This window comes from Streptomyces sp. NPDC058464 (assembly GCF_042721035.1).
Lineage (GTDB): Bacteria > Actinomycetota > Actinomycetes > Streptomycetales > Streptomycetaceae > Streptomyces.
Genome location: NZ_JBHXMA010000039.1, coordinates 40946 through 61637 on the forward strand (window position 1 = coordinate 40946; position 20692 = coordinate 61637).

Consider the following 20692-nt stretch of genomic DNA (forward strand, 5'->3'; position numbering starts at 1 on the left):
TCCCCGCGTCACGGCGGCGGGGCCCCGAACGGCGGGGAGCGCCCCCTGCGCCGCAGGGGCCCCGCCTCAGTCCGAGCCGGGCGCCCCGCCTCGGTCGGACCCAGGCACCCCGCCTCAGTCGGACCCAGGCACCCCGCCTCAGTCGGACCCAGGCGTCCCGTCTCGGTCGGAGCCGGGCGCCCCGATGTCCGCCGCGGCCTCGGCGAACGCGGCGACCAGCGGGGAGCGGCGGCCGGCCGCCCAGGCCAGCAGGACCCGGTCGGGTTCGGCGTCGACGACCGGGACGTACACGATGTCCGGGCGGGAGTACTGCTCGGCGGCCGAGCGCGGCACCATCGTGATGGCGGTGCCGGCGGCCACGCACTCGAACTTCTCCTCGATGGTGCGCAGCGGCAGGTCGCCGGGCCGGGGGTCGTTGTAGCGCAGCCAGGTCTCGCCGTCGAGGTCCGAGAGGGAGATCTCCTGCTTCCCTGCGAGCCGGTGCCGGTCCGGGAGCATGGCCACGCGGGGCTCGCTGTACAGGGGCCGCAGTTCGAGCCCCTCCTCCCGGACGGGCAGCCGGACGTACGCGATGTCGACGGTGCCGTCGAGGATCAGCTGCTCCTGGTCGTCCCACTCGACCCGGCGGGCGCGCGCCTCGATGTCCGGGTGGCCCGCGGTGAAGGCGCGCAGTGCCTCGGTGACCACCACGCCGGCCCGGAAGCCGACGACGAGGCGCCGACGGCCGCGGGCGGCCTGCACGACCCGGCGCCGGGTTCCGTCCGCGACGGCCAGCAACCGGCGTGCGTCTTCGAGGAGTTGACGCCCGGCGTCGGTCAGGGTCACGCCGTGGCTGTCCCGTACGAACAGCTCGGCGCCCAGGTCCTTCTCCAGCGCGCGGATCTGGCGGCTCAGCACGGGCTGGGCGATGTGCAGCTGCTCCGCCGCCCGGCCGAAGTGGAGGAGTTCGGCGACCGCCGTGAAGTAGCGGACCTTGCGCAGGTCCAGGTCCATGACCGCGGCTCCTTCCCGGGTGGCGATGTCTTCAGGGTATCGCCGGAGCCGAAAGAGGTCTTGGACGGCCGACGCCCCGCGACCGCAGGGTGGAGATGTCCGAACGGGACGGAACACCGGCTTGGAGAGGGATCTGCCATGGGTCTTCAGGGACAGCGCGTCGTCGTCATCGGGGGCACGTCGGGTATCGGGCTCGCGGTCGCCGAGGGCGCGGCCCGGGAGGGCGCGCGGGTGGTCGTCGCCTCACGGCGGCAGGAGAGTGTCGACGCGGCGCTGAAGGTGCTGCCGGAGGGCGCCGAGGGAGAGGTGCTCGACGCGACGGACGAGGACGCGGTGCGCGGCTTCTTCACACGGATCGGAGGCTACGACCACCTGGTGTACACGGCCGGTGACTCGATCCTGCTGGAGACCGTGCCCGGGACGGACATCACCACGGCCCGGAACTTCCTGGACACCCGGCTGTGGGGTGCGTACGCGGCGGTGAAGTACGGTGCCGGGTCGATCCGGCCGGGCGGGTCGGTGGTGCTGACCACGGGGACGGCGGGGCGTCGGCCGCTGCCCGGTTCGAGCGTCGCGTCGGCGCTGTGCGGGGCGATGGAGTCGCTGACCCGGGCGCTGGCCGTGGAGCTGGCGCCCGTGCGGGTCAACGTCGTGTCGCCCGGGGTGGTGCGCACCGAGCTGTGGCGGGAGCTGCCGGAGGCGGACCGGGAGGGGCTGTTCCGGGCGTCCGCCGAGTCGCTGCCGGTGGGGCGGGTCGGCGAGCCGGCGGATGTGGCGGAGGCGTACCTGTACCTGATGCGTGGTGGATACAGCAGCGGGTCGGTGGTGGTCGTGGACGGCGGCGGGACGCTGGTCTGAGCGATCCGGCGATCGGGCGGTCAGGCGGTCAGGCAGGGCTGAGGCGGAGATCGGCGGCGGTGACGACCGTACCGAGGCGCGGGAAGTCGAGCCGGACGGACGCCTCGTGCTCGGGGCCGGTGAGGGCGGCCATGGCGTCCTCGACGAAGACCAGGTCGTAGCCGAGGTCGGCGGCGGCACGGGCGGTGGACTCGACGCCGAGGTTGGTGGCGATGCCGCCGAACACCAGCCGGGTGACGCCGAGCCCGCGCAGCCGGGCGTCGAGTTCCGTGCCCTGGAAGCCGCCGATCGTCCGCTTGACGATCTCCACGTCCCCTTCCTTCCGGAGTCCGGCCACGAGTCCGCTGCCCGGCGGCTGCTCCGCCAGGGAGGGCCGCTCGACGCGGACCAGCACCACGGGCGCGCCGGCGGCGCGGAAGGAGTGGGCCAGCTCCTCGGCGGTGTGCAGGACTTCGGTGCCTTTGCGGGGCTCCAGGGGCAGCGCGACGATGCGGTCCATCAGGTCGACGAGGACGAGGGCGGTGCGCGCCGGATCGAGCTCCAGGGGTGCGGTCATGACGGAACGTTAGCCTTCATGAGCCGTCCGTACCGGAAATCCGGATCAACAGGCCCGTGAACCGGTCGGGTTCGGCAGCGGACAGGGAGCCCTCAGCGGCGGAGTGTCCCGGTGCCGACCGCGGGCCGTGACTCCGCCGTGGGGGCGGCCGGAGGCTCCGGCGTCTCCTGGGCCTCGGGGTCGTGGGCACGGCGCTTGGCGATCACCGCGCAGACCATGAGCTGCATCTGGTGGAAGAGCATCAGCGGCAGCACGGCCAGCGAGGCGTGGGCGCCGAACAGGACGCTGGCCATGGGCAGGCCGGAGGCGAGGGACTTCTTCGACCCGGCGAACTGGATGGCGATGCGGTCCCCGCGGCCGAAGCCGAGCGCCTTGGCGCCGTACCAGGTCAGCAGGAGCATCACGGCGAGCAGCACGGCCTCGACGGCGAGGAGCCCGGCCAGCCGGACCACGCTGACCTGGTGCCAGATGCCCCGGACCATGCCCTCGCTGAACGCGGTGTAGACGACGAGCAGGATGGAGCCGCGGTCGACCAGGCCGAGGATCTTCTTGTGCCGGGCGACGAAGCCGCCGATCCACGGCCGCAGCAGCTGCCCGGCCACGAACGGCACCAGCAGCTGGAGCACGATCTTCACGATCGAGTCGGCGGAGAACCCGCCCCCGCTGTTGCCGAGGAGCGCGGCGGCGAGCAACGGCGTGAGGACGATGCCGACCAGCGAGGAGAAGGAACCGGCGCAGATCGCGGCGGGCACGTTGCCGCGGGCGATCGAGGTGAAGGCGATCGACGACTGGATGGTGGAGGGCACCAGGGTCAGGAAGAGGAAGCCCTGGTAGAGCGGATGGGTGAGCAGGACCGGCACCAGCCCGCGAGCCGCCACGCCGAGCACCGGGAAGATCACGAAGGTGCAGACCAGGACGGTGACATGGAGCCGCCAGTGCCGCAGCCCGTCGACGGCCTCGCGGGTGGACAGGCGGGCGCCGTAGAGGAAGAACAGGAAGGCGATCGCGGCCGTGGAGGCACCGGAGGCCACGTCGGCCGCCGTGTCCCGGGCCGGGAAGAGCGCGGCGAGGCACACCGTCCCGAGCAGCAGCAGGACGTACGGGTCGATCGGCATCCGACTGGGCCGGCTCAGGCGTTTCACGGTGCTCCACTTGCGGGTCGGTCAGGGTGTCGTGCCGGCTCGTACGGCCGGGGTCTCGCCGGAGCCGGAAGGCCCCTCTCCATCGTCCTCCTCCGACACTTGATCGGGAATCCGGTATACCACTCTCACTGCCATCGCGTTCCGCGATAACATGTTCGAGTGTATGACCCTTCGCAGCTGCGCACCTTCCTGGCGGTGGCCCAGACGCTCAGCTTCACCCAGGCCGCCCGTCGCCTCGGGCTGCGCCAGTCGACGGTCAGCCAGCACGTGCGCCGCCTCGAGGACGCGGCCGGCCGCCAGCTGTTCTCCCGGGACACCCACTCCGTGGAGCTGACCGAGGACGGCGAGGCGATGCTCGGGTTCGCCCGCCGGATCCTGGAGGTGCACGAGCAGGCGGCGGCGTTCTTCACCGGCACCCGGCTGCGCGGCCGGCTCCGCTTCGGCGCGTCGGAGGACTTCGTCCTCACCCGGCTGCCCGAGATCCTGGAGAGTTTCCGCCACGACCACCCCGAGGTCGACCTCGAACTGACGGTGGAGCTCTCCGGCACCCTGCACGAGCAGCTGGCCGCCGGAAAGCTGGACCTGGTCCTGGCCAAGCGGCGCGCCGAGGATCCGCTGGGCGAACTGGTCTGGCACGACGACCTGGTGTGGATCGGCGCGGAACGGCTCCGCGTGGACCCCGCCCGCCCGGTCCCGCTGATCGTCTATCCCCCGCCGGGCATCACCCGCGCCCTGGCCCTGGAAGCACTGGAGCGCGCGGGCCGCGACTGGCGCATCGCCTGCACGAGCGGCAGCCTCAACGGCCTGATCGCGGCGGCCAGGGCGGGCCTGGGCGTGATGGCCCACTCGAAGGGCCTGATCCCCCCGGGCCTGTTCCGCGTCCCGGACCGGGCAGGGCTGCCGGAACTGGACAAGGTCGACTTCGTCCTGGTGCACGGCCCGAGGCGATCACCGGCCCAGTCGGCGGCGGATGCGTTGGCGGCCGCGATCCTGAAAGGAGGCGAGCAATTGCGCCCCGCAGGGGCGCGGGGCTGAATCGATGTGCGGCTGCCGCCGCGCGGGCGCGCTCAGCCCCCACCGGCCGCCAGACTCACCGCAACCCCTGATACGTCAACTGCTTCACCCTCCGCAAAAACGGCATGGCCTCCACATGCTGCACCCCCTCCAGCCGCCCCACCGGCCCGCTCAGGTACGCGTACAGATGAGCCGTGTCCCGCAGCACCGCCGTCACCACGACATGCGACGGCCCGGCGGTAGCCGCAGCAAACGCCACCTCGTCATGGGCCGCCAGCGCCTGCCCCACGGAGTGCATCGCGGCCGGCGTCGTGGTGATCCACAACACCGCGGACTTCGAGAATCCGAGCACCTCGGACCGGTACTCGACATCGATGTACACCGCCCCGGAGCCGATCAGCGCGGCCAGCCGCCGCTTCACCGACGACTCGGACCGTCCTGTTGCCCGCTGCAACTCCGGATACGTCGCCCGCCCGTCCCGCTCCAGCGCGGCGAGCAGCGGCGCGTCCTCCGGTTCCAGCCGCGCCGGCCCGTCGGCCTCCGGCGGCGCCGGTCGCAGCGCCGCCGCCTGCTCCTCCGACAGCGCCCTGAACTTCCGTACCCACCCGGCCGGCCCCCCGTAGAACCGGTGCAGGAGCTGCTGCGCACGGATCTCCACCACGCTCGGGGTGCGCGGCAGCTTGCCGAGGAGCAGGTCGTCGTGGTCACCGGGGTGGCGCGGCCGGGTCATGCAGGCGATCTCCGTTCCGCCGGAGGCCAGGCCGATCCAGGCGGTGTCGGGGCGTTTGGCGAGCGCGTCGGCGATCACGGTGGCGCCGTCGGGCGCGCAGCGCAGCCGGAGCATCCACTGGTCCTGGCCGAGTCGGTCGGCGTCGCGGACCGCGACGACCCGCAGCCCGGCCTCGGCGCACAGCCGCCGGTAGCGGCGGGCGACCGTCTGGTCGGAGACGCCGAGCACGGCCGCGATCCGGCTGAAGGAGGCGCGGCCGTCCACCTCCAGCGCGCTGAGCAGTTGCACGTCCAGCGGGTCCAGGGTGTCGGATTCCAGCTCCAGCATCCCTGAACCGTACTCGGACGGAGTGACGGAATCGGCCGCGTCGGCGCTGTCCTCAGAGGGTGCTGCGGCACGCCGCCCTGACCGGCGGGTAACCGGCCGGGGGCCGTAATCGGGTCGTACAGATTCCGTGGAGATTACGGAGCCGGAACTTACCGAACCGTAGGAATTCTGTCCGCCCCTTCCCCATGTGGGCGTATTTTCCGTACGTGAGCGCGGTCATACGAGAGCAATGCTCGTTTTCGCACCCCCTCCCGCACGGTCTTCCGGTGGGGTAGCTTTCACGGCGCTGTGCGGAGCGTCACTGTCGTCACTGTGGAGCGAGGAGCGGGGAGCGGGGTTTGCGCGAGTTCACCAACCCGCCGTTGGCGTCGGCACCGCCGGTCGGCGGTCTGGCCGACTGCGTTTTCGAGCATGCCCAGACGGACCCGCTGCACGTCGCGCTGGGCCGCAAGGACGAGCTCGGCCAATGGCGCGACGTGACCTCCGCCGAGTTCCGCGACGAGGTCCTGGCCCTCGCCAAGGGGCTCCTCGCGCGGGGCGTCCGGTTCGGCGACCGGGTCGCGATCATGTCCCGCACCCGCTACGAGTGGACGCTGTTCGACTTCGCGCTGTGGACGATCGGCGCCCAGGTGGTGCCGGTCTACCCGACCTCGTCGGCGGAGCAGTGCTTCTGGATGCTGTACGACGCCGAGTGCACGGCGGCGGTCGTGGAGCACGAGGACCACGCGATGACGATCGCCACCGTCATCGACCGGCTGCCGCAGCTGCGCCAGCTGTGGCAGCTCGACGAGGGCGCGGTGCAGGAGCTGTACGACGCGGGCGCGCACCTCGAGGACGAGGTGGTGCACCGGCACCGGCAGGCGGTCACCCCCGACTCGACCGCCACGATCATCTACACCTCGGGCACCACGGGCCGCCCCAAGGGCTGTGTCCTGTCGCACGGCAACTTCATGTACGAGGCGGACACGGTCGTGGCCCGCTGGGAGTCGGTGTTCCGTGCGAAGAAGGGCGAGGAGGTCTCCACCCTGCTCTTCCTGCCGCTCGCGCACGTCTTCGGCCGGATGGTGGAGGTGGCGGCGATCCGGCACGGGGTCCGCTTCGGCCACCAGCCGCAGCTGCACGCGGCCGCGCTGCTGCCCGACCTGGCCGCGTTCCGGCCGACGTTCATCCTGGCCGTGCCGTACATCTTCGAGAAGGTGTTCAACGCGGCGCGGCGGAAGGCCGAGAAGGACGGCAAGGGCGGGCCGTTCGAGAAGGCCGTCGAGATCGCGGTGAAGTACGCGGACGCCGTCGAGGCGAAGGCGTGGGGCACCGGGCCCGGGCCGTCGGCGTCGCTGCGCATGCAGCACCAGCTCTTCGACAAGCTCGTCTACGCCAAGGTGCGCACGGCGATGGGCGGCAGGATCCGCAACGCGATGTCCGGCGGCTCGGCCATGGACCGCCGGCTCGGCCTGTTCTTCGCCGGCGCGGGCGTGCAGATCTACGAGGGCTACGGCCTGACCGAGTCGACGGCCGCGGCGACCGCCAACCCGCCCGAGAAGACCCGCTACGGCACGGTCGGCCAGGCCATCCCCGGCACCACCGTGCACATCGCGGACGACGGGGAGATCTGGCTGAACGGCGGCAACGTCTTCCAGGGCTACCTGAACAACCAGAAGGCCACCGACGCCACCCTGCACGACGGCTGGCTGGCCACCGGCGACCTGGGCTCCCTGGACGAGGACGGCTATCTGACCATCACCGGCCGCAAGAAGGAGATCCTGGTGACCTCCGGCGGCAAGAGCGTCTCCCCCGGGGTCCTGGAGGAGCGGGTCCGGGACCATCCGCTGGTCAGCCAGTGCATCGTCGTCGGCAACGACCGCCCCTACATCGCCGCCCTGGTCACCCTCGACACCGAGGCGGTCGAGCACTGGCTGCAGATGCGCGGCAAGCCCCAGATGACCGCGGCCCAGCTGGTGCGGGACGCCGACCTGGAGACCGAGGTGCGGCGCGCGGTGGTGGCCGCCAACACCCTGGTCTCGCAGGCCGAGTCGATCCGTACGTTCCGTATCCTCGCCCAGCCGTTCACCGAGGAACACGGCTTGCTGACCCCGTCGTTGAAGCTGAAGCGCAAGGCGATCGAGAACGCCTACGCCAACGAGGTCGACGCCCTGTACCGGGCCTGACGGTCCGTCGACCGACGGCTGTCAGCTGATGCCCGTCAACTGATGCCGACCCGGAAGATCTTGTCGGATCCGTCCGGCTCGTTGCCGTTGTTGTCGCAGTTGGTGGTGGACAGCCACAGCTGGTCGGCGCCCGGCACCTTGGTCACGGTCCGCAGCCGGCCGTAGGTGCCCACGTAGTACGCGGTCGGTGTGCCGACGCTCTCCGCGTCTCCGTTGATCGGGATGCGCCACAGCCGTTCGCCGCGCAGCGAGGCCATGTAGACGACGTTGCGGACGATGGCGATGCCGCTCGGGGACGCCTCGGAGACGTTCCAGGTGGCCTTGGGGTTGGTCATCCCGGCGACCGAGCAGGTGCCCTCGCAGGTCGGCCAGCCGTAGTTGGCGCCCGGCTTGATCAGGTTCAGCTCGTCCTTGGAGCTGTTGCCGAACTCGGCTTCCCACAGGCGCCCGCCCCGGTCGAAGGCGAGGCCCTGCGGGTTGCGGTGGCCGAGGCTGTAGACGTAGTTGCCGAACGGGTTGCCGGGGGCCGGCTTGCCGTCGGTCGTCATCCGCAGGATCTTGCCGTTGAGGGAGTTCTTGTCCTGGGCGAGGTCGGGTGTCTGGGCCTCCCCGGTGGAGACGTAGAGGTAGCCGTCGGGGCCGAAGAGGAGCCGGCCGCCGTTGTGGTAGCGGTTCTTCTTGATGCCCTGGAGCAGGATCTTGTAGTCGCCGAGCGTGCTGCCGTCGTAGGTCATGCGCACGACCCGGTTGCCCTCGTCGGCGGTGTGCATGAAGTAGACGTAGTGGTTGGTCTCCCACTTGGGGTCGACCGCGACGCCGAGCAGCCCGCCCTCCCCGTTGGTGGTGACGGCGTTCGGGACGGTCCCGACCTGGGTCCGCGTGCCGTCCTTGCTGACCTTCCAGACCCGGAAGTCGTCCCGCTCGGTGACGAGCGCGGTCTTCCCGTCGGGCATCCAGTAGGTGCCCCAGGGGATGGTCCAGCCGCTGGAGAGCGTGGCGACGGAGGAGGGCGTGCCGCCGTCGGTGGCGCAGGCCTTGGTGGTGAAGGTGACGGCGTTGCTCGGCTGGGAGACGTTCCCGGCCGCGTCCCGGGCCACGACGTCCAGCGTGTAGGGGCTGTCGCAGGCGAGGCCGGTGAGGGTGGTGGTCGTGGCGCCGGTGACCGTCTTGTAGACGGTGGTCCCGCTGCGGATGTCGTACGCGGTCACCGCCCGGTCGTCGGTGGACGCGCCCCAGCCCAGGTCGGCGGTGTTCGCGGTGATGCCGGTCGCGGACAGGGTGCCGGGGGCGGTGGGCGGTGTGCTGTCGCTGCTCGGCTTCGTCGTGCAGTCGACGACGGGACTGGCCGGCGAGGTGTTGCCGGCCGCGTCGCGGGCGATGACGGTGAGGTCGTAGGTGGTGTTCGGGGCGAGCCCGGTGAGGGTCTTCGAGGTCGAACTCCCGGCCGCCTCACCGATCTTGTTGCCGTGCTCGTAGAGGTCGTACGCCGTCACGCCCACGTCGTCCGTGGCCGCGCCCCAGGCGAGGGTGAGCGCGTCCTCGCCGATGCCGGAGCAGGACGGCTGGCCGGGCCGGGTGGGGGCCTGGGTGTCGGCGGCCGCGGCGATACTGGCCTTGTCCAGGTTGGGGCCGCCGTTCGCGGTGGTGGCGGTGGCGCGGATCTTGTTGCTGCCCGCGGTCAGCGGGACGTTCACGGTCTTCGTCGCCCAGGTGTTCCAGTCGGCGGTGGCCGGGAAGGAGACGCCGGCGGCGACGACCGTGCCGTTGACGGAGATGTCCAACGGCCGGTCGGTGTCGGTGCCGTTGGCGAAACGCAGGGCCAGCGAGGAGGTGCCCGCGGTGGCGGCGCTCACCGTGAACTCCACGTACGAGCCCTTGATGTTGGTGTAGTCGACGAAGCCGGTGCCGGTGTACCCGGTGTGGTTGGTGGCGACGGTGCCCTGGGAGATGGCCGCGTCCTCGGCCTGGTAGTCGGTGGCCGCCCGCGCGCTCCCCGGCAGCAGGGCGACGAGGGGGACGGCCAGGGCCAGCGGCAGGGCGCGGGCGAGCAGGGTTCTGGGTGTCATGACGGTCCTCCTCAGCCGAGCGGCCGGACGCGGATCAGCCGGGTCTCGCCCGGGCGCAGGGTGGCGCTGTAGGTGGTGGCGACGGTGCCCTTGTGGGAGCCGGACCACAGGTCGGTGACGTCCCCGGAGCCGGTGAAGCCGACCTGGGACCAGTCCACGCTCACCGTGGAGCTGCCGGAGGTACCGGTGTTGAAGAGGGCCACGACGTACTGGCCGTCGCTCTCCTTCTTGCTCCAGACCTGCTTGACCCCGCTGTTCACGATCCGCTTCGCGGCGACCCCGTCCTGGTCGACGCCGATCAGCCGGTCGTTGGTGAGCATGGCCTTGTCGACGGTGTCGAGGTGGGTGAGGTCGGTACCGAGGAGCAGCGGGGCGGCGGCCATCGCCCAGAGGGTGAAGTGGGAGCGCCTCTGGTCGGCGGTGAGGCCCACCTGGTCGCCGTTGCCGATCTCCAGCGAGTCCAGGTCGTTCCAGCCGCCGGGTCCCGCGTACTGCTGCCAGTTCGCGGCCGTGTTGAAGCGGGCCAAGACGTGCGACCAGTCGGTGAGCGGATAGCCGCTGCCGTTGTCGCCGGGCCCGCAGTAGCACTCGACGTCGCCCTGGGTGCGCCAGCTGTTGGCCAGGGACCTCCAGGTCGGGGCGTCGGCGATCGCGAGGTTGTTGGAGAGCGCGAAGGTGATGGGGCGCCCGCTGACGCGCAGCGCCTTGGACCAGGCCTGGACGTCGGGGATGTCCTGGCTGCCCACCCCGTCGATCTTCAGGTAGTCGACTCCCCAGGAGGCGAACTGCTTCGCCCAGGAGTTCACGAACTCCTGGGCGCCCGGCTTGGAGTAGTCGATGTAGTACATGTTCTTGCAGTTGTAGTTCTTCTCGGTCTTCGAGGTGTCCGCGATGTCCTGCGCGTGGTACGAGGTGCCCTCGATCGGGGTGTTGCGGGTGACGGCGTTCTTGGCGATGCCGGGCGTGACGTAGAAGCCGAACTTCAGGCCCTTGGCGTGGATGTGGTCGGCGAGGGCCTTGATGCCGTCGGGGAACTTGGCGGGGTCGACGGCCCAGCGGCCGTAGGAGTCGACGGTGAAGCCGTTCGCGTCGCACTTCTGCCAGAAGTCGTCGAGGTTGACCTGGACGAAGCCGTGGTCCTTCAGGCCGCTCGCGGCGAGCGCGTCGGCCTGGGCCTCGATCTTGGCCTGGGTGGGCCACCGGCGCACATAGCTCCAGCTGCTCCAGCCCATCGCGGGCCGTGTCGCCTGGCCGTTGTCGGAGGCGGGGGCCGGGTGATCGGGGCTCAGGAGCGGCACCGCCGCCGCGGCCAGCAGTGCGGCGGCCGCCACGGTGAGGGTTCTGGTCCTGGTCACGGGCGTCCTCCGGTCACGGGTGTCGCGTAGGCCGTGCCGATCCAGGCCTCGTCGATCCGCAGTCGCTGGTAGCGGGTGGTGTCGGTGGCGGCGGCCCAGGTGGAGTCCACCTCCAGGCGGACGTAGCGGGCCGTGGCGGCGGTGAGGTCGATGCCCTGGATGCCGCGGCGGCTGGGCAGCTGCCCGGACTTGACCGCACTCCCCCAGGTGGTGCCGTCGTTGCTGAGGTACACCTTGTAGTCCTTGATGCGCGCCGACTGCTCGGTGTCCGAGCGGGCGTAGGCGACCGAGTCCTCGCGCTGGTTGAGCCCGAGGTACTGCACCTTCTTGGCCGAGCCGAGGTCGAAGGTGAGGTTCACGGGGAGCGTCTTGTTGTTGTCCCAGTAGGTGAGGTGGTCGCCGTCGCCGGCGGCCGAACCGGCGTGCCCGCTCGCGGCGGCGCTCGCGGTCACCTTGACCCCGGTGAGGATGCCCTGGCGGCCGTCCGTGAGGACCTTGAAGACGGTGTCGTACGGGTCCCAGTCGCCGAGTCCGGTCAGGGTCAGCACGCCGCCGGACTGCGACCAGGAGACCGCCTTGCCGGTACGGAGGTCGGTGACCGAGGCGATGCGGTAGCCGTTGTCGCGGATCCGCAGGGTGCTGGTCGTCGGCGGGGTCAGGACGTGGACGTACTGGCGGTCCGGGTCGTCCTTGGCGATCGTGGTCACGCCGTGGGCGCCGTCGTTCCAGAAGCCGGGTTTGAGGCCGCCGTACATATAGCCGCCGCCCTCGGTGCCGTGCAGGGACTCCCAGATCGGGTCGAGGTAGGAGTTCGCGAAGGTGTTGAAGGCGGCCTGGTTCGCCGGGAACCTGCCGTTGACCTGGGCGGTCTCGGCCATCAGGGCCTTCACCGAGGAGCCCGCGTTGGTGACGAGGCGGCCGAGGGTGAGCTTCCGGTCGACGGCCGGGTCGGAGCCGTCGTACCACCAGGCACCGGTCGAGGGGAGTTTGAAGTCGGCCTCGGTCAGGCGGGGTTGGGCGGTGTAGACGGCCTGCGGGTAGTCGTAGGCCGGGGTCATCCCCGTCTTCTGCTCGTTGCTGATCATGTCCATGATCGGCGTGTCCTCGTTGTTGTTGCTGAGCGTGTAGTTCGGGCGCTTCTGGTAGATCTGCTGGTAGAGGTCGTGGCTCTCCCAGTACGCGTTGTCGTTGTCGATCCAGAAGCCGCCGAGGTCGGGGTAGCGGTCCATGACCTCGAAGAAGTTGTCGTAACTGAACTGTCCGAAGCCGTCGTTGGTGGTCAGGTCGATGTTCTTGCCCTTGTAGGCGGAGTAGGCGGCGGAGTCGAGCCACTCGTGGCCGCCCTCGTCGTGCCACTGGGGATCGTTGGTCATGTAGAGGATGACCTTCATGCCCTTGGCCTTGGCCGCGGTGATCAGTTCGCCGAGGAAGTCCCGTTTGGTGGAGCAGGAGCCGGGGATCTTCGACGGCCAGGGGCGAGCGTAACCGAGCCGGCTGTGGAAGGTGGCGAGCACCAGGTACTGGGTGTGCAGCTTCTGGGCCTCGTTCACCCAGTAGTCCGGGGTCCAGCCGCCGCTGGTGACGTCGTTCTCCCAGGCGGTGCAGCTGGTGTGGGCGGGGGCGGTGCGCAGGCCCCAGTGCAGGAAGAGGCCGCCGACGGAGGCGCGGAGGAAGTCCTGGCGGGGGTTCTCCAGATCGAGCGGCCGCGCGGCCGTACCGCAGTCCTGGCCGCCGGAGACCCGGAGCGTGCCGCCGGAGGTGTTGTGGCTGTCGGTCAGGCAGGCCCCGGTGACGTCCTGGAGGCCGATGTCGTACGGGGAGTCGCTGCCCTTCTGGGCGGTGAAGCGGGTGAGGCGGAGGTCGCTCGCCGCGTTGGCGACGACCGCGGGCCGGCCGTCGTTCGCGGCGAACCTCACGCTGCTGTCGGTGAACTGCACATGGTCGGCGTTGTGCAGGTACCAGCCGTAGGCCGGCCGGGTACCGATGGCCTTGGGGTTGTAGTCGTTCGGGTCGTTGCTCGGCACACCGGTGGACATGGTGCCGTTGCCGCCGGGGACGGTGATGTCGACGTTGTCGAAGGTGATCCCGCTGATGCGGTGGCCGTTCTCGCCCCACAGGGTCGGGCTGAAGGAGGGGCTGTTGCCGGTGGCCGTGATGTCGTCGTACGTGACGTCGCTGATCGAGCCGACACCGGGGCTGTTGCCGCAGCGCTTGCGGGTCCCGATCTTCTCCATGATCGGCGAGTGCACGTTCGTCATCGTGATGTCGCGGTAGTGGACGTCGGAGATCTTCGCGCCGTCCATGGAGACCATGCCGAGGCCGGACTTGTCGGCGCCGTCGATGCGGATGTTCTCGAACCGGTAGTCCGAGAAGTCGCCGCAGGTCTCGGAGCCGAACATCAGGGCGTTGCAGCACTTGGCGCCCAGCGTCGAACCGCTCACCCGGACATGCCCGTTGGGCAGCTTGGCGCCGAGCGCGTAGTCGCTCTTGAAGACCAGGGCGTCGTCGTTGGCGTGGATGGTGGCGTCGGTGATCGTGGCGTTCGTCGTGGAGATGACGTTCCAGCCGTCGCGGTCGCTCGCGGTGTCGATGGTGAGGTGGTCGGAGGTCACGTCGTTGCAGCCGTTGATCAGGGCCGCGAAGTGGCCGCCTCGGCGGAGGGTGAGTCCGTCGCCGATACGGAGGCCGTCGCAGCGGGTCAGCGAGATGATCTTGTCGGCCTCGCCGGTCTTCGGGTTGCCGGTGATCAGGTTGCCCGCGCCGTCGATCACACCCTGGCCGACGAAGCCGATGTCGGTGAGCCGGTCGCCGTAGATCATCGCGTCGTGGAAGTGGCTGTGGCCGTAGTCCTGGTAGGCGTCGTACGGGTTCGACTCGGCCTTGTCGTAGGTGTCCGCGCTGGAGCCCTGGAGGGTGGCGCCCTTGTCGAGCTGGAGCGTCACATGGCTCTTCATGTGGATGGTGTTCTTGGACTTGTAGGTGCCGGCGGTGAAGCGGACGGTGCCGCCGCCCGCCGCGTTGGCGGCCGTGACGGCCTTGTCGATGGCCGGGCTGTCATTGGTGGAGCCATCGCCCTTGGCGCCGTAGTCATGGACGTCGTAGACGGCGCCGGCACGTGGTGCGGCGGTCCGCGGTGCGGCGAGGGCCGCGGGGTGGGAGAGGCCGAGGACGACGGCGAGGACGAAGAGGACGGTAGCGGCGGCACTGTGCCGTGGGATCGAGGCAGCACTGCGCCGTGGAGCGGTGGGGGGTTTCATGGTGACGGTTCCTCACACCTGTTGGTAGCCACGGAGGTTGGTGAGCAGGAGGTAGGTGTCCTGGAGCGAGCCCGAGGTGTCGCCGAGGGAGCGGTAGATGCCCCACTTGGGGCGGACCCGGTCGGCCAGGAAGGTGTCCACGCCGGTCTTCGAGGCGTCGGTCACGGTGGCGCCGCCGGACTTGAGGGTCCAGCGGACCGAACCGGCCGAGCCGTTGCCGACCTTGATCTGGAAGTCGACGTCGGTCCAGGTGTCGTGCAGCGGGTCGAGGTCGGTGCGGCCGACCAGGATGTCGTCGACGGCGAGCCTCAGCTCGATGGTCTGTCTGCCGTTCACCCGCCGCAGGGACTGCACGACGATCGGCGAGGTACCGGTGCCGGGCTGCTTCATCTGCATGATGTGGGTGAAGGTGGTGGTCGCCTTGAGGGAGCTCGGGATGTACATCGAGTACGTCACCCGCCAGGTCTGGCCCTCGTTCCACTTGAGGTAGCTGCCGGCACCCGTGCGCAGGCCGGTGACCTCCTGGCGCTGGCGGTCGGTCGAGGTGTCGCGGTCGACGGTGTGCATGTTGAAGCGCCAGTCGTCTCCCGTGGCGTAGATGTGCGGCTGCCCGGCCGGGTGGGAGTCGGCACGGTCGTCCTCTACGGTCTCGAAGGCGCCGAGGCCGTCGCCGCTCGCCGACGGGGACCACTTGAGCTGCCAGGACGCCGCCTGGGCGGTGGTCGCGGGCAGGCCGACGGCGGCCGTGGCGGCACCGGCGAGCGCTGCGCCGAGAACCGCCCTTCTGGATGCTGTGCTCATGACACCAGATCACCTCGCAGTTGCTCGTTCATGATCAGGAAGGCCCCGAGGCCGTGGAAGTCGTTCACGGCACGGGTGCGGGCGACGTAGTACGCGTAGTCGCCGACATTGGTGCCGACGGAGATGCCGGCGAGGTCGGTGCGGCCGTCGGCGCCGATCGACAGCTCGGCGAGCACACCCTGGTAGCCGCGGCGGGCGACGTCCGCGTAGTGCGGGTCGAGATAGTGCTGCTGGGCGCCGCGCGAGAGGGCGTAGGTGAACATGCTGGAGCAGGAGGTCTCGGTCCAGTCGTCGGCGCGCCCGCCCTTGTCGATCACCTGGAACCAGCGGCCGGTCGCCGGGTCCTGGTACCTCTCCAGGGCGGCCGCCAACTTGCCGAAGATGGTGAGCAGTTGTGGGCGGCGGGGCTGGTTCGCCGGGATCGCGTCCAGCACGTTGACGATCGCCATCGCGTACCAGCCGACGGCCCGGCACCAGTGCTCGGGCGCGAGCCCGGTCGCCGGATCCGCCCAACTCGCGGTCTTCGACTCGTCGTAGGCGTGTTTGAGCAGGCCGCTGGCGACCTGGAGGTGGCCGCCGTAGACGGCGAGCTGCCTGGCCGCCTCGTCGTCGGTGTACGCGCTGTCGCCGAACTCCTTGCCGTACTCGACGAGGAACGGGTTCACCATGTAGACGCCGTCCGCCCACAGTTGATGGGCGCGGCTGCTGGTGTCGGCGTGCCAGAAGCCGCCGTCGCTCGTGCGCGGGTAGGCGGCGAGGCGGTCGCGGATCTTCTGTGCCGCCTTGCGGTAGCGGTCCTGGCCCGTCTCGTGGTGCAGGATCACCAGGAGCCGGCCCGCCTGCATGCTGTCCAGGCTGTTGAAGGACTGGTCGATCGAGCCGTCGCTCTTCACGAACCGGTCGACGTAGTTCCTGATGTAGGTGAGGTAGCGGGCGTCGTGGGTGCGCCGGTAGGTGAGGTACTGGCCGTAGAGGTAGAGGCCGACCGGGTAGGACCAGCCGCCTATGGTGCTCGGGGTGTAGCGGGCCATGGTGGAGTCGACGACCGCGGTGGACCAGTCGGTGGCGACGGCCGGCCTGGCCGGGGCGACGGGAGAGGTCACGGCCGCGACGGCGGGCGGGGGCAGGGCCGCGGGGAGCGCGGCCAGGGTGGCGGTGGTGAGTGCGACGGCCGCGAGGGCGGCTCGCAGGCGTTTCATGGTCCTCCTTCTGCAGGAGCTTCTCTGGGGACGGCGGCGGCCGAGGTCCGCCGCAGGGGTACGAGGTGGTGGTCGGGGGCGTGGCGGCAGGCCGGGTCGGTGTTGCGGGCGTCGCCGGTGAGCGCGTACGCCTGGCAGCGGCAGCCGCCGAAGTCCGTGGTGCGCAGGGCGCAGCCGCGGCAGGGTTCGCGCATCCAGGACTCGCCGCGGTAGGCGTTGAAGGCCTTGGACTCCCGCCAGATCCAGGCGAGTCGGCGGTCCTTGACGTTGGGCGGGTCGAGGCCGGGCAGGGCGGCCGCGGCCGGGCAGGGCAGGACGGTGCCGTCGGGGGTCACGGTGAGCGAGATCCGGCCCCAGCCGCCCAGGCAGGGTTTCGCCGTGCCGGTGAGGAGGTCGGCGGTGACCCAGACCAACTCCGTTGCCTTGCCCAGGCGTTCGCGCTGGCGGAGCACCGTCTCGCGGGCTCGCTCGACCTGTCCGGGCAGCGGCAGCAGGGCGGCACGGTTACGGGCCGCCCAGCCGTGGTACTGGGTGTTGGCCAGCTCGATCCGGTCCGCGCCCCAGGCCACGCCGAGCGCGACCAGATCCTCGACGGCGTCCAGGTTGCCCCGGTGCAGGACGACGTTCAGCCCGAAGGGCAGGCCCGCCGCCCGGATCAGCCGGGCCGCGCGTTCCTTGGCCGCGAACGAGCGGGCGCCGGCGATGCGTTCGGCGGCCGTCGGCTCCGCGTGCTGCACGGACAGCTGCACCCCGCGCAGCCCGGCCCCGGCCAGTCCGGCCAGCCGCCGCTCGCTCAGCCCGACCCCGCTGGTGACGAGCTGGGTGTGCAGGCCGGCGGTGTCGGCGGCGGCGACCAGCTCGGGCAGATCCCGTCTGAGCAGCGGTTCGCCGCCGGACAGGTGGGTCTGGACGACGCCCAGCTCACCGGCCTGCCGGAACACCTCCGCCCACTGTCCGGATGCCAGTTCCACTGACCGACCGATCAGTCGGACCGGGTTCGAACAATATCCGCAGCGCAGCGGACAGGCATGGGTGAGCTCGGCGAGCAGTGCCCAGGGCGGTTCGACGCCGGCCGGCGGGGCCGGTCCCGTGGTGGTCATCGCAGCCACCCCTCCTTCCGTAACGCCGTGAGGAACTCCGGGACCTCGGCCGCGACCGGGGCACCCGGGAACGCCTCGGACAGTTCGGCGACGATCTCGGCCACCGCCCGACGGCCGTCGCACAGCCGGAGCACGCCGCCCGCCCGGCCGTGCAGCACGACGACGCGCTCGGGCAGCAACAGCAGATCGGTGCCGCGGACCCGGTCGTGGCGCAGCACGACCGTGCGGCCGAGGGCGGGCCGCCAGGTCATGGCCCGCCTCCGTCCCGGGCCTCGCCCCAGCCCCGGGTGTCTCCCCGGTCCACGGCGTCGAGCAGTGCCCACAGCACCTCGCACTTGTAGGTGAGGGCGGCGACGGCGCGCTGCTGCGCCTCGCGGGTGCGGGCCCAGGCCAGGACCAGTTCGAGGGCCTCGGCGCCGTCCCGGGCGCCCTGGTCGACGCGGGAACGGAAGTAGGCGAGGCCGACCGGGTCGATCCACGGATAGTGGTGTTCGAAGGCGGTGATGCGGGTGCGCATCAGACCGGGTGCGGACAGTTCGGTGAGAGAGGCGGCGACCGCGTCCAGTGCGGGGCGCAGACGGCAGAAGGTGACGTACCCCTCGACCGCGAAGCGCACCCCGGGCAGCACCCGGGAGCCGTCCCAGAGCTGCTCGCGGGGAAGGCCGGCCGCCTCGCCGAGGCGCAGCCAGCGTTCGATGCCGCCCTCGCCGTCGGCGGTGCCGTCGTGGTCGCGGATGCGGCGCAGCCACGGACGGCGCAGCTCGGGCCGGTCGAGTTTGGCGAGGACCAGGGCGTCCTTGACGGGGATGTGCCGCTGGTAGTGGAAGCGGTTGGTGATCCAGCGGCGCAGTTCGGCCGGGGTCAACTCGCCCCGGTGCATGCGCTGGTTGAAGGGGTGCCGGTCGTGGTAGCGGTCGGCGGTGACGGCGCGCAGCCGTTCGGTGAACTCCGGGGCCGGCCAGGGGTCGGCGGCCGTCCCGGCGTCGGCGGCGGTGACGGTCATGGCGGGCCGCCCGGGCGGGTCAGCGGTCGCCGAGGGCGTAGCCGGTGACTTCCAGGGCGGTCTCCACGACCTGGTAGCCGGGGCTTCGCCAGACCTTTTCATCCGATGTCTGTACGGCGGCGGGCTCCGCTTGGCGGTCCTCGGGCGTCGTCTCGTTCATGGGTGCGTACCTGCTTTCCTGAGGTTGGGGGGTCTCAGAGCGCAGAGAGAGGTGATGCGTTCACAGGGTTCCGCCGGAAAACCCACAGGAATGTTCACATCCCTGTATCTGGTTCAGTGATACGTCCGACGATGCGCACCAGAGTCTCCGCAGCAACCGGCCGCGGTCAATGGTCCGGACCCATAACGTCGGATCCATTTCCGGCCAATCTCCGCCCGCAGCGGCTGACCCACCGGTCAGTTCCGGCGGATTGGGCAGTCAGGAATGCATCGACGCCGGTGATCGTTGACGATGGAGGTAACACCTGTCGACAACCTAAGGATCGAGAGCTCGTGAGCAGCAAGGTCCCCCCGAAAATCCTCAACAACGGTGTCGAGATGCCCCAGCTGGGCTTCGGCGTGTGGCAGGTGCCGGACGACGAGGCCGAGCAGGCCGTCGCCACGGCACTGGAGGCCGGGTACCGCAGCATCGACACAGCGGCGATCTACGGCAACGAAGCGGGCACCGGCAAGGCGATCGCCGTCTCCGGCGTACCGCGTGAGGACATCTTCGTCACCACCAAGCTCTGGAACGCCGACCAGGGGTACGACGCCACGCTGCGCGCCTTCGACGCGTCGCTGGCGAAGCTGGGTCTGGACTACCTGGACCTGTACCTCATCCACTGGCCGCTGCCGGCCCGGGGCAAGTACATCGACTCGTACAAGGCGTTCGAGAAGCTGTACGCCGACGGCCGGGTCAAGGCGATCGGCGTCTCCAACTTCCTCCCCGAGCAGCTGGAGCGGCTGATCGCGGAGACCTCGGTCATCCCGGCGGTCAACCAGATCGAGCTGCACCCGCACCTGCAGCAGCACGCGTCCCGGGAGTTCCACGACGAGCAGGGCATCGCCACCGAGGCCTGGTCGCCGCTCGGCCAGGGCAAGGGGCTGCTGGAAGTACCGGCGATCGTCGCTATCGCGCAGAAGCACAACCGCACCCCGGCCCAGGTCGTGCTCCGCTGGCACATCCAGCTGGGCAACGTGGTGATCCCGAAGTCCGTGACGCCGTCGCGGATCAAGGAGAACATCGCGGTGTTCGACTTCAGCCTGGACACCGAGGACCTCGCGGCGATCAGCGCGCTCAACGAGGACCGGCGCATCGGACCGGACCCGGCGACCTTCGACATGGGCTGAGCGAGAGCCCGGTCCGCCTCGGCCGCCCCGCCGCACGCACGGTGGGGCGGCCGTTCGCGTTCCCGCCCTCCCCGGCTCGTTCGCGTTCCCGCCCACCACGACCCCGTTCGCGTTCGCGGACTCCCGCGCGGGGCGCGTCAGTCGGAGCGTACGGGGCACGTCAGTCGGAGCGTACGTCCGCGTGGACGACCTCGAACTCCTCCAGGCCGACCACGGTCACGTGCGCCTTGGCGGCGTCCGCGCGCCGGGCCGCCGCCTGCCCGGCGCGCGAGCCGGCCATCGCGGCGCGGTCGACGAAGAGCGAGCCGACAATGCCGCGGCCCCGCTGCCGGTCGACGAACACGGCGCACCGGGCGAAGCCGGGCAGCGCTTCGAGCCGGGGTATCGCCGAGGAGCGGAACGTCTCGGCGAACAGGTCCGTGTCGGCCGGGTCGAACTCCACCCGGGTGGACCGCATGCCGCCGCCCGCCCTCGGCAGCTGCACCGAGTGGAAGACGGCCACCTCGTAGTTCTCGACGGCGACGGTGCCCGCGAACGGCTCCAGCATCGGCCTGCGCCGCTCGCGCATCACCTGGTCGCTGTTGCGCCGGGACTCCTCGGAGCCCCACCAGCTCACCGCGAGCAACTTGCCCAGTTCCCGGTCGACGAGGACGTCCGCACCCCGGTACTCGGGACGTTCTTCGAGCAGTTCACGCCCCTGGCTGTTCAGGGACCTGATGGCCGCCTCGACCTTCGCCGGATCGCCGGTGACGTACACCGCGCGTACGAACATGACCCCTCGCCTCCCAGGAGCCACC

General features: G+C 70.7%; 18 protein-coding genes. 4 read left to right on the forward strand and 14 right to left on the reverse strand.

Translation table 11 applies throughout. From position 1 onward, the window contains the following. Window positions 1–138: 138 nt before the first annotated feature. Window positions 139–993 carry a LysR family transcriptional regulator gene (locus tag ACFWPQ_RS38990; RefSeq protein ID WP_384045884.1) on the reverse strand — a complete coding sequence of 285 codons (855 nt, stop codon included), beginning with the start codon at window positions 991–993 and terminating at the stop codon, window positions 139–141. 138 nt (window positions 994–1131) lie between these two features. Here ACFWPQ_RS38990 and ACFWPQ_RS38995 point away from each other — a divergent pair, with 138 nt between their 5' ends. Beyond that, complete coding sequence (locus tag ACFWPQ_RS38995) at window positions 1132–1851, forward strand: SDR family oxidoreductase (protein WP_384045887.1); 720 nt, start codon at window positions 1132–1134, stop codon at window positions 1849–1851. A 28-nt stretch (window positions 1852–1879) separates the two neighbouring features. Here the strand turns inward: ACFWPQ_RS38995 and ACFWPQ_RS39000 are convergent, their stop codons facing one another. Continuing rightward, complete coding sequence (locus ACFWPQ_RS39000) at window positions 1880–2407, reverse strand: isochorismatase family protein (RefSeq protein ID WP_384045890.1); 528 nt, start codon at window positions 2405–2407, stop codon at window positions 1880–1882. A gap of 92 nt (window positions 2408–2499) precedes the next feature. After that, window positions 2500–3522 (reverse strand): bile acid:sodium symporter family protein, encoded by a 1023-nt coding sequence (locus ACFWPQ_RS39005; protein WP_384046014.1) that lies wholly within the window; start codon window positions 3520–3522, stop codon window positions 2500–2502. 186 nt (window positions 3523–3708) lie between these two features. Between ACFWPQ_RS39005 and ACFWPQ_RS39010 the strand changes: the two genes are divergently transcribed. Further along, the gene (locus tag ACFWPQ_RS39010) at window positions 3709–4584 is read left to right on the forward strand and encodes a LysR substrate-binding domain-containing protein (protein WP_384045893.1); all 876 of its coding nucleotides are present in this window, start codon (window positions 3709–3711) and stop codon (window positions 4582–4584) included. 55 nt (window positions 4585–4639) lie between these two features. Here ACFWPQ_RS39010 and ACFWPQ_RS39015 read toward each other — a convergent pair whose 3' ends face one another. Then, the gene (locus tag ACFWPQ_RS39015; RefSeq protein WP_384045896.1) at window positions 4640–5620 is read right to left on the reverse strand and encodes an Lrp/AsnC family transcriptional regulator; all 981 of its coding nucleotides are present in this window, start codon (window positions 5618–5620) and stop codon (window positions 4640–4642) included. A 338-nt stretch (window positions 5621–5958) separates the two neighbouring features. Between ACFWPQ_RS39015 and ACFWPQ_RS39020 the strand changes: the two genes are divergently transcribed. After that, entirely contained in the window at window positions 5959–7785 is a 1827-nt protein-coding gene (locus ACFWPQ_RS39020; protein WP_384045899.1) for an AMP-dependent synthetase/ligase, read from the forward strand. Window positions 7786–7820: 35 nt separating this feature from the next. Here the strand turns inward: ACFWPQ_RS39020 and ACFWPQ_RS39025 are convergent, their stop codons facing one another. From ACFWPQ_RS39025 to ACFWPQ_RS39065, 9 genes are read right to left on the reverse strand one after another with little or no spacing between them, the layout of a single operon-like run. Then, on the reverse strand, window positions 7821–9851 hold the full coding sequence (locus ACFWPQ_RS39025; RefSeq protein ID WP_384045902.1) for a PQQ-dependent sugar dehydrogenase: 2031 nt from the start codon (window positions 9849–9851) through the stop codon (window positions 7821–7823). 11 nt (window positions 9852–9862) lie between these two features. Beyond that, the gene (locus ACFWPQ_RS39030) at window positions 9863–11206 is read right to left on the reverse strand and encodes a glycoside hydrolase family 27 protein (RefSeq protein ID WP_384045905.1); all 1344 of its coding nucleotides are present in this window, start codon (window positions 11204–11206) and stop codon (window positions 9863–9865) included. Beyond that, window positions 11203–14463, reverse strand: a complete 3261-nt coding sequence (locus tag ACFWPQ_RS39035) for a glycosyl hydrolase family 28 protein (protein WP_384045908.1) — start codon at window positions 14461–14463, stop codon at window positions 11203–11205. The genes ACFWPQ_RS39030 and ACFWPQ_RS39035 overlap by 4 nt, the downstream gene beginning before the upstream one ends. A gap of 12 nt (window positions 14464–14475) precedes the next feature. Further along, a complete protein-coding gene (locus ACFWPQ_RS39040; RefSeq protein ID WP_384045911.1) occupies window positions 14476–15264 on the reverse strand; it encodes a Tat pathway signal sequence domain protein in 789 nt (262 codons plus the stop codon). Further along, window positions 15261–16463 carry a glycoside hydrolase family 105 protein gene (locus ACFWPQ_RS39045; protein ID WP_384045914.1) on the reverse strand — a complete coding sequence of 401 codons (1203 nt, stop codon included), beginning with the start codon at window positions 16461–16463 and terminating at the stop codon, window positions 15261–15263. Before ACFWPQ_RS39045 ends, ACFWPQ_RS39040 begins: the two co-directional genes overlap by 4 nt. Continuing rightward, window positions 16460–17563: a pyrroloquinoline quinone biosynthesis protein PqqE gene (gene pqqE, locus ACFWPQ_RS39050; protein WP_384045916.1), complete on the reverse strand. Its 1104-nt coding sequence runs from the start codon at window positions 17561–17563 to the stop codon at window positions 16460–16462. The genes ACFWPQ_RS39045 and pqqE overlap by 4 nt, the downstream gene beginning before the upstream one ends. Next, the gene (gene pqqD / locus ACFWPQ_RS39055) at window positions 17560–17814 is read right to left on the reverse strand and encodes a pyrroloquinoline quinone biosynthesis peptide chaperone PqqD (RefSeq protein WP_384045919.1); all 255 of its coding nucleotides are present in this window, start codon (window positions 17812–17814) and stop codon (window positions 17560–17562) included. Before pqqD ends, pqqE begins: the two co-directional genes overlap by 4 nt. Next, window positions 17811–18566: a pyrroloquinoline-quinone synthase PqqC gene (gene pqqC, locus ACFWPQ_RS39060; protein ID WP_384045922.1), complete on the reverse strand. Its 756-nt coding sequence runs from the start codon at window positions 18564–18566 to the stop codon at window positions 17811–17813. Before pqqC ends, pqqD begins: the two co-directional genes overlap by 4 nt. 19 nt (window positions 18567–18585) lie before the next feature. Next, window positions 18586–18726: a pyrroloquinoline quinone precursor peptide PqqA gene (locus ACFWPQ_RS39065; RefSeq protein WP_384045925.1), complete on the reverse strand. Its 141-nt coding sequence runs from the start codon at window positions 18724–18726 to the stop codon at window positions 18586–18588. A 332-nt stretch (window positions 18727–19058) separates the two neighbouring features. Here ACFWPQ_RS39065 and ACFWPQ_RS39070 point away from each other — a divergent pair, with 332 nt between their 5' ends. Then, window positions 19059–19895: an aldo/keto reductase gene (locus ACFWPQ_RS39070; protein ID WP_384045928.1), complete on the forward strand. Its 837-nt coding sequence runs from the start codon at window positions 19059–19061 to the stop codon at window positions 19893–19895. Window positions 19896–20055: 160 nt separating this feature from the next. On the opposite strand, the gene ACFWPQ_RS39075 is transcribed toward ACFWPQ_RS39070, so the two are convergent. Further along, the gene (locus tag ACFWPQ_RS39075; RefSeq protein ID WP_384045931.1) at window positions 20056–20667 is read right to left on the reverse strand and encodes a hypothetical protein; all 612 of its coding nucleotides are present in this window, start codon (window positions 20665–20667) and stop codon (window positions 20056–20058) included. Between the last annotated feature and the right edge of the window lie 25 nt (window positions 20668–20692).

Coding starts and splice junctions, on each gene's coding strand:
- pqqD (WP_384045919.1), bottom strand. CDS start 17,814: ATGACCTGGCGGCCCGCCCTCGGCCGCACGGTCGTGCTGCGCCACGAC.
- ACFWPQ_RS39075 (WP_384045931.1), bottom strand. CDS start 20,667: ATGTTCGTACGCGCGGTGTACGTCACCGGCGATCCGGCGAAGGTCGAG.
- ACFWPQ_RS39045 (WP_384045914.1), bottom strand. CDS start 16,463: ATGAAACGCCTGCGAGCCGCCCTCGCGGCCGTCGCACTCACCACCGCC.
- ACFWPQ_RS39000 (WP_384045890.1), bottom strand. CDS start 2,407: ATGACCGCACCCCTGGAGCTCGATCCGGCGCGCACCGCCCTCGTCCTC.
- ACFWPQ_RS39065 (WP_384045925.1), bottom strand. CDS start 18,726: ATGAACGAGACGACGCCCGAGGACCGCCAAGCGGAGCCCGCCGCCGTA.
- ACFWPQ_RS39040 (WP_384045911.1), bottom strand. CDS start 15,264: ATGAGCACAGCATCCAGAAGGGCGGTTCTCGGCGCAGCGCTCGCCGGT.
- ACFWPQ_RS38995 (WP_384045887.1), top strand. CDS start 1,132: ATGGGTCTTCAGGGACAGCGCGTCGTCGTCATCGGGGGCACGTCGGGT.
- pqqC (WP_384045922.1), bottom strand. CDS start 18,566: ATGACCGTCACCGCCGCCGACGCCGGGACGGCCGCCGACCCCTGGCCG.
- ACFWPQ_RS38990 (WP_384045884.1), bottom strand. CDS start 993: ATGGACCTGGACCTGCGCAAGGTCCGCTACTTCACGGCGGTCGCCGAA.
- ACFWPQ_RS39005 (WP_384046014.1), bottom strand. CDS start 3,522: ATGCCGATCGACCCGTACGTCCTGCTGCTGCTCGGGACGGTGTGCCTC.
- pqqE (WP_384045916.1), bottom strand. CDS start 17,563: ATGACCACCACGGGACCGGCCCCGCCGGCCGGCGTCGAACCGCCCTGG.
- ACFWPQ_RS39025 (WP_384045902.1), bottom strand. CDS start 9,851: ATGACACCCAGAACCCTGCTCGCCCGCGCCCTGCCGCTGGCCCTGGCC.
- ACFWPQ_RS39035 (WP_384045908.1), bottom strand. CDS start 14,463: ATGAAACCCCCCACCGCTCCACGGCGCAGTGCTGCCTCGATCCCACGG.
- ACFWPQ_RS39015 (WP_384045896.1), bottom strand. CDS start 5,620: ATGCTGGAGCTGGAATCCGACACCCTGGACCCGCTGGACGTGCAACTG.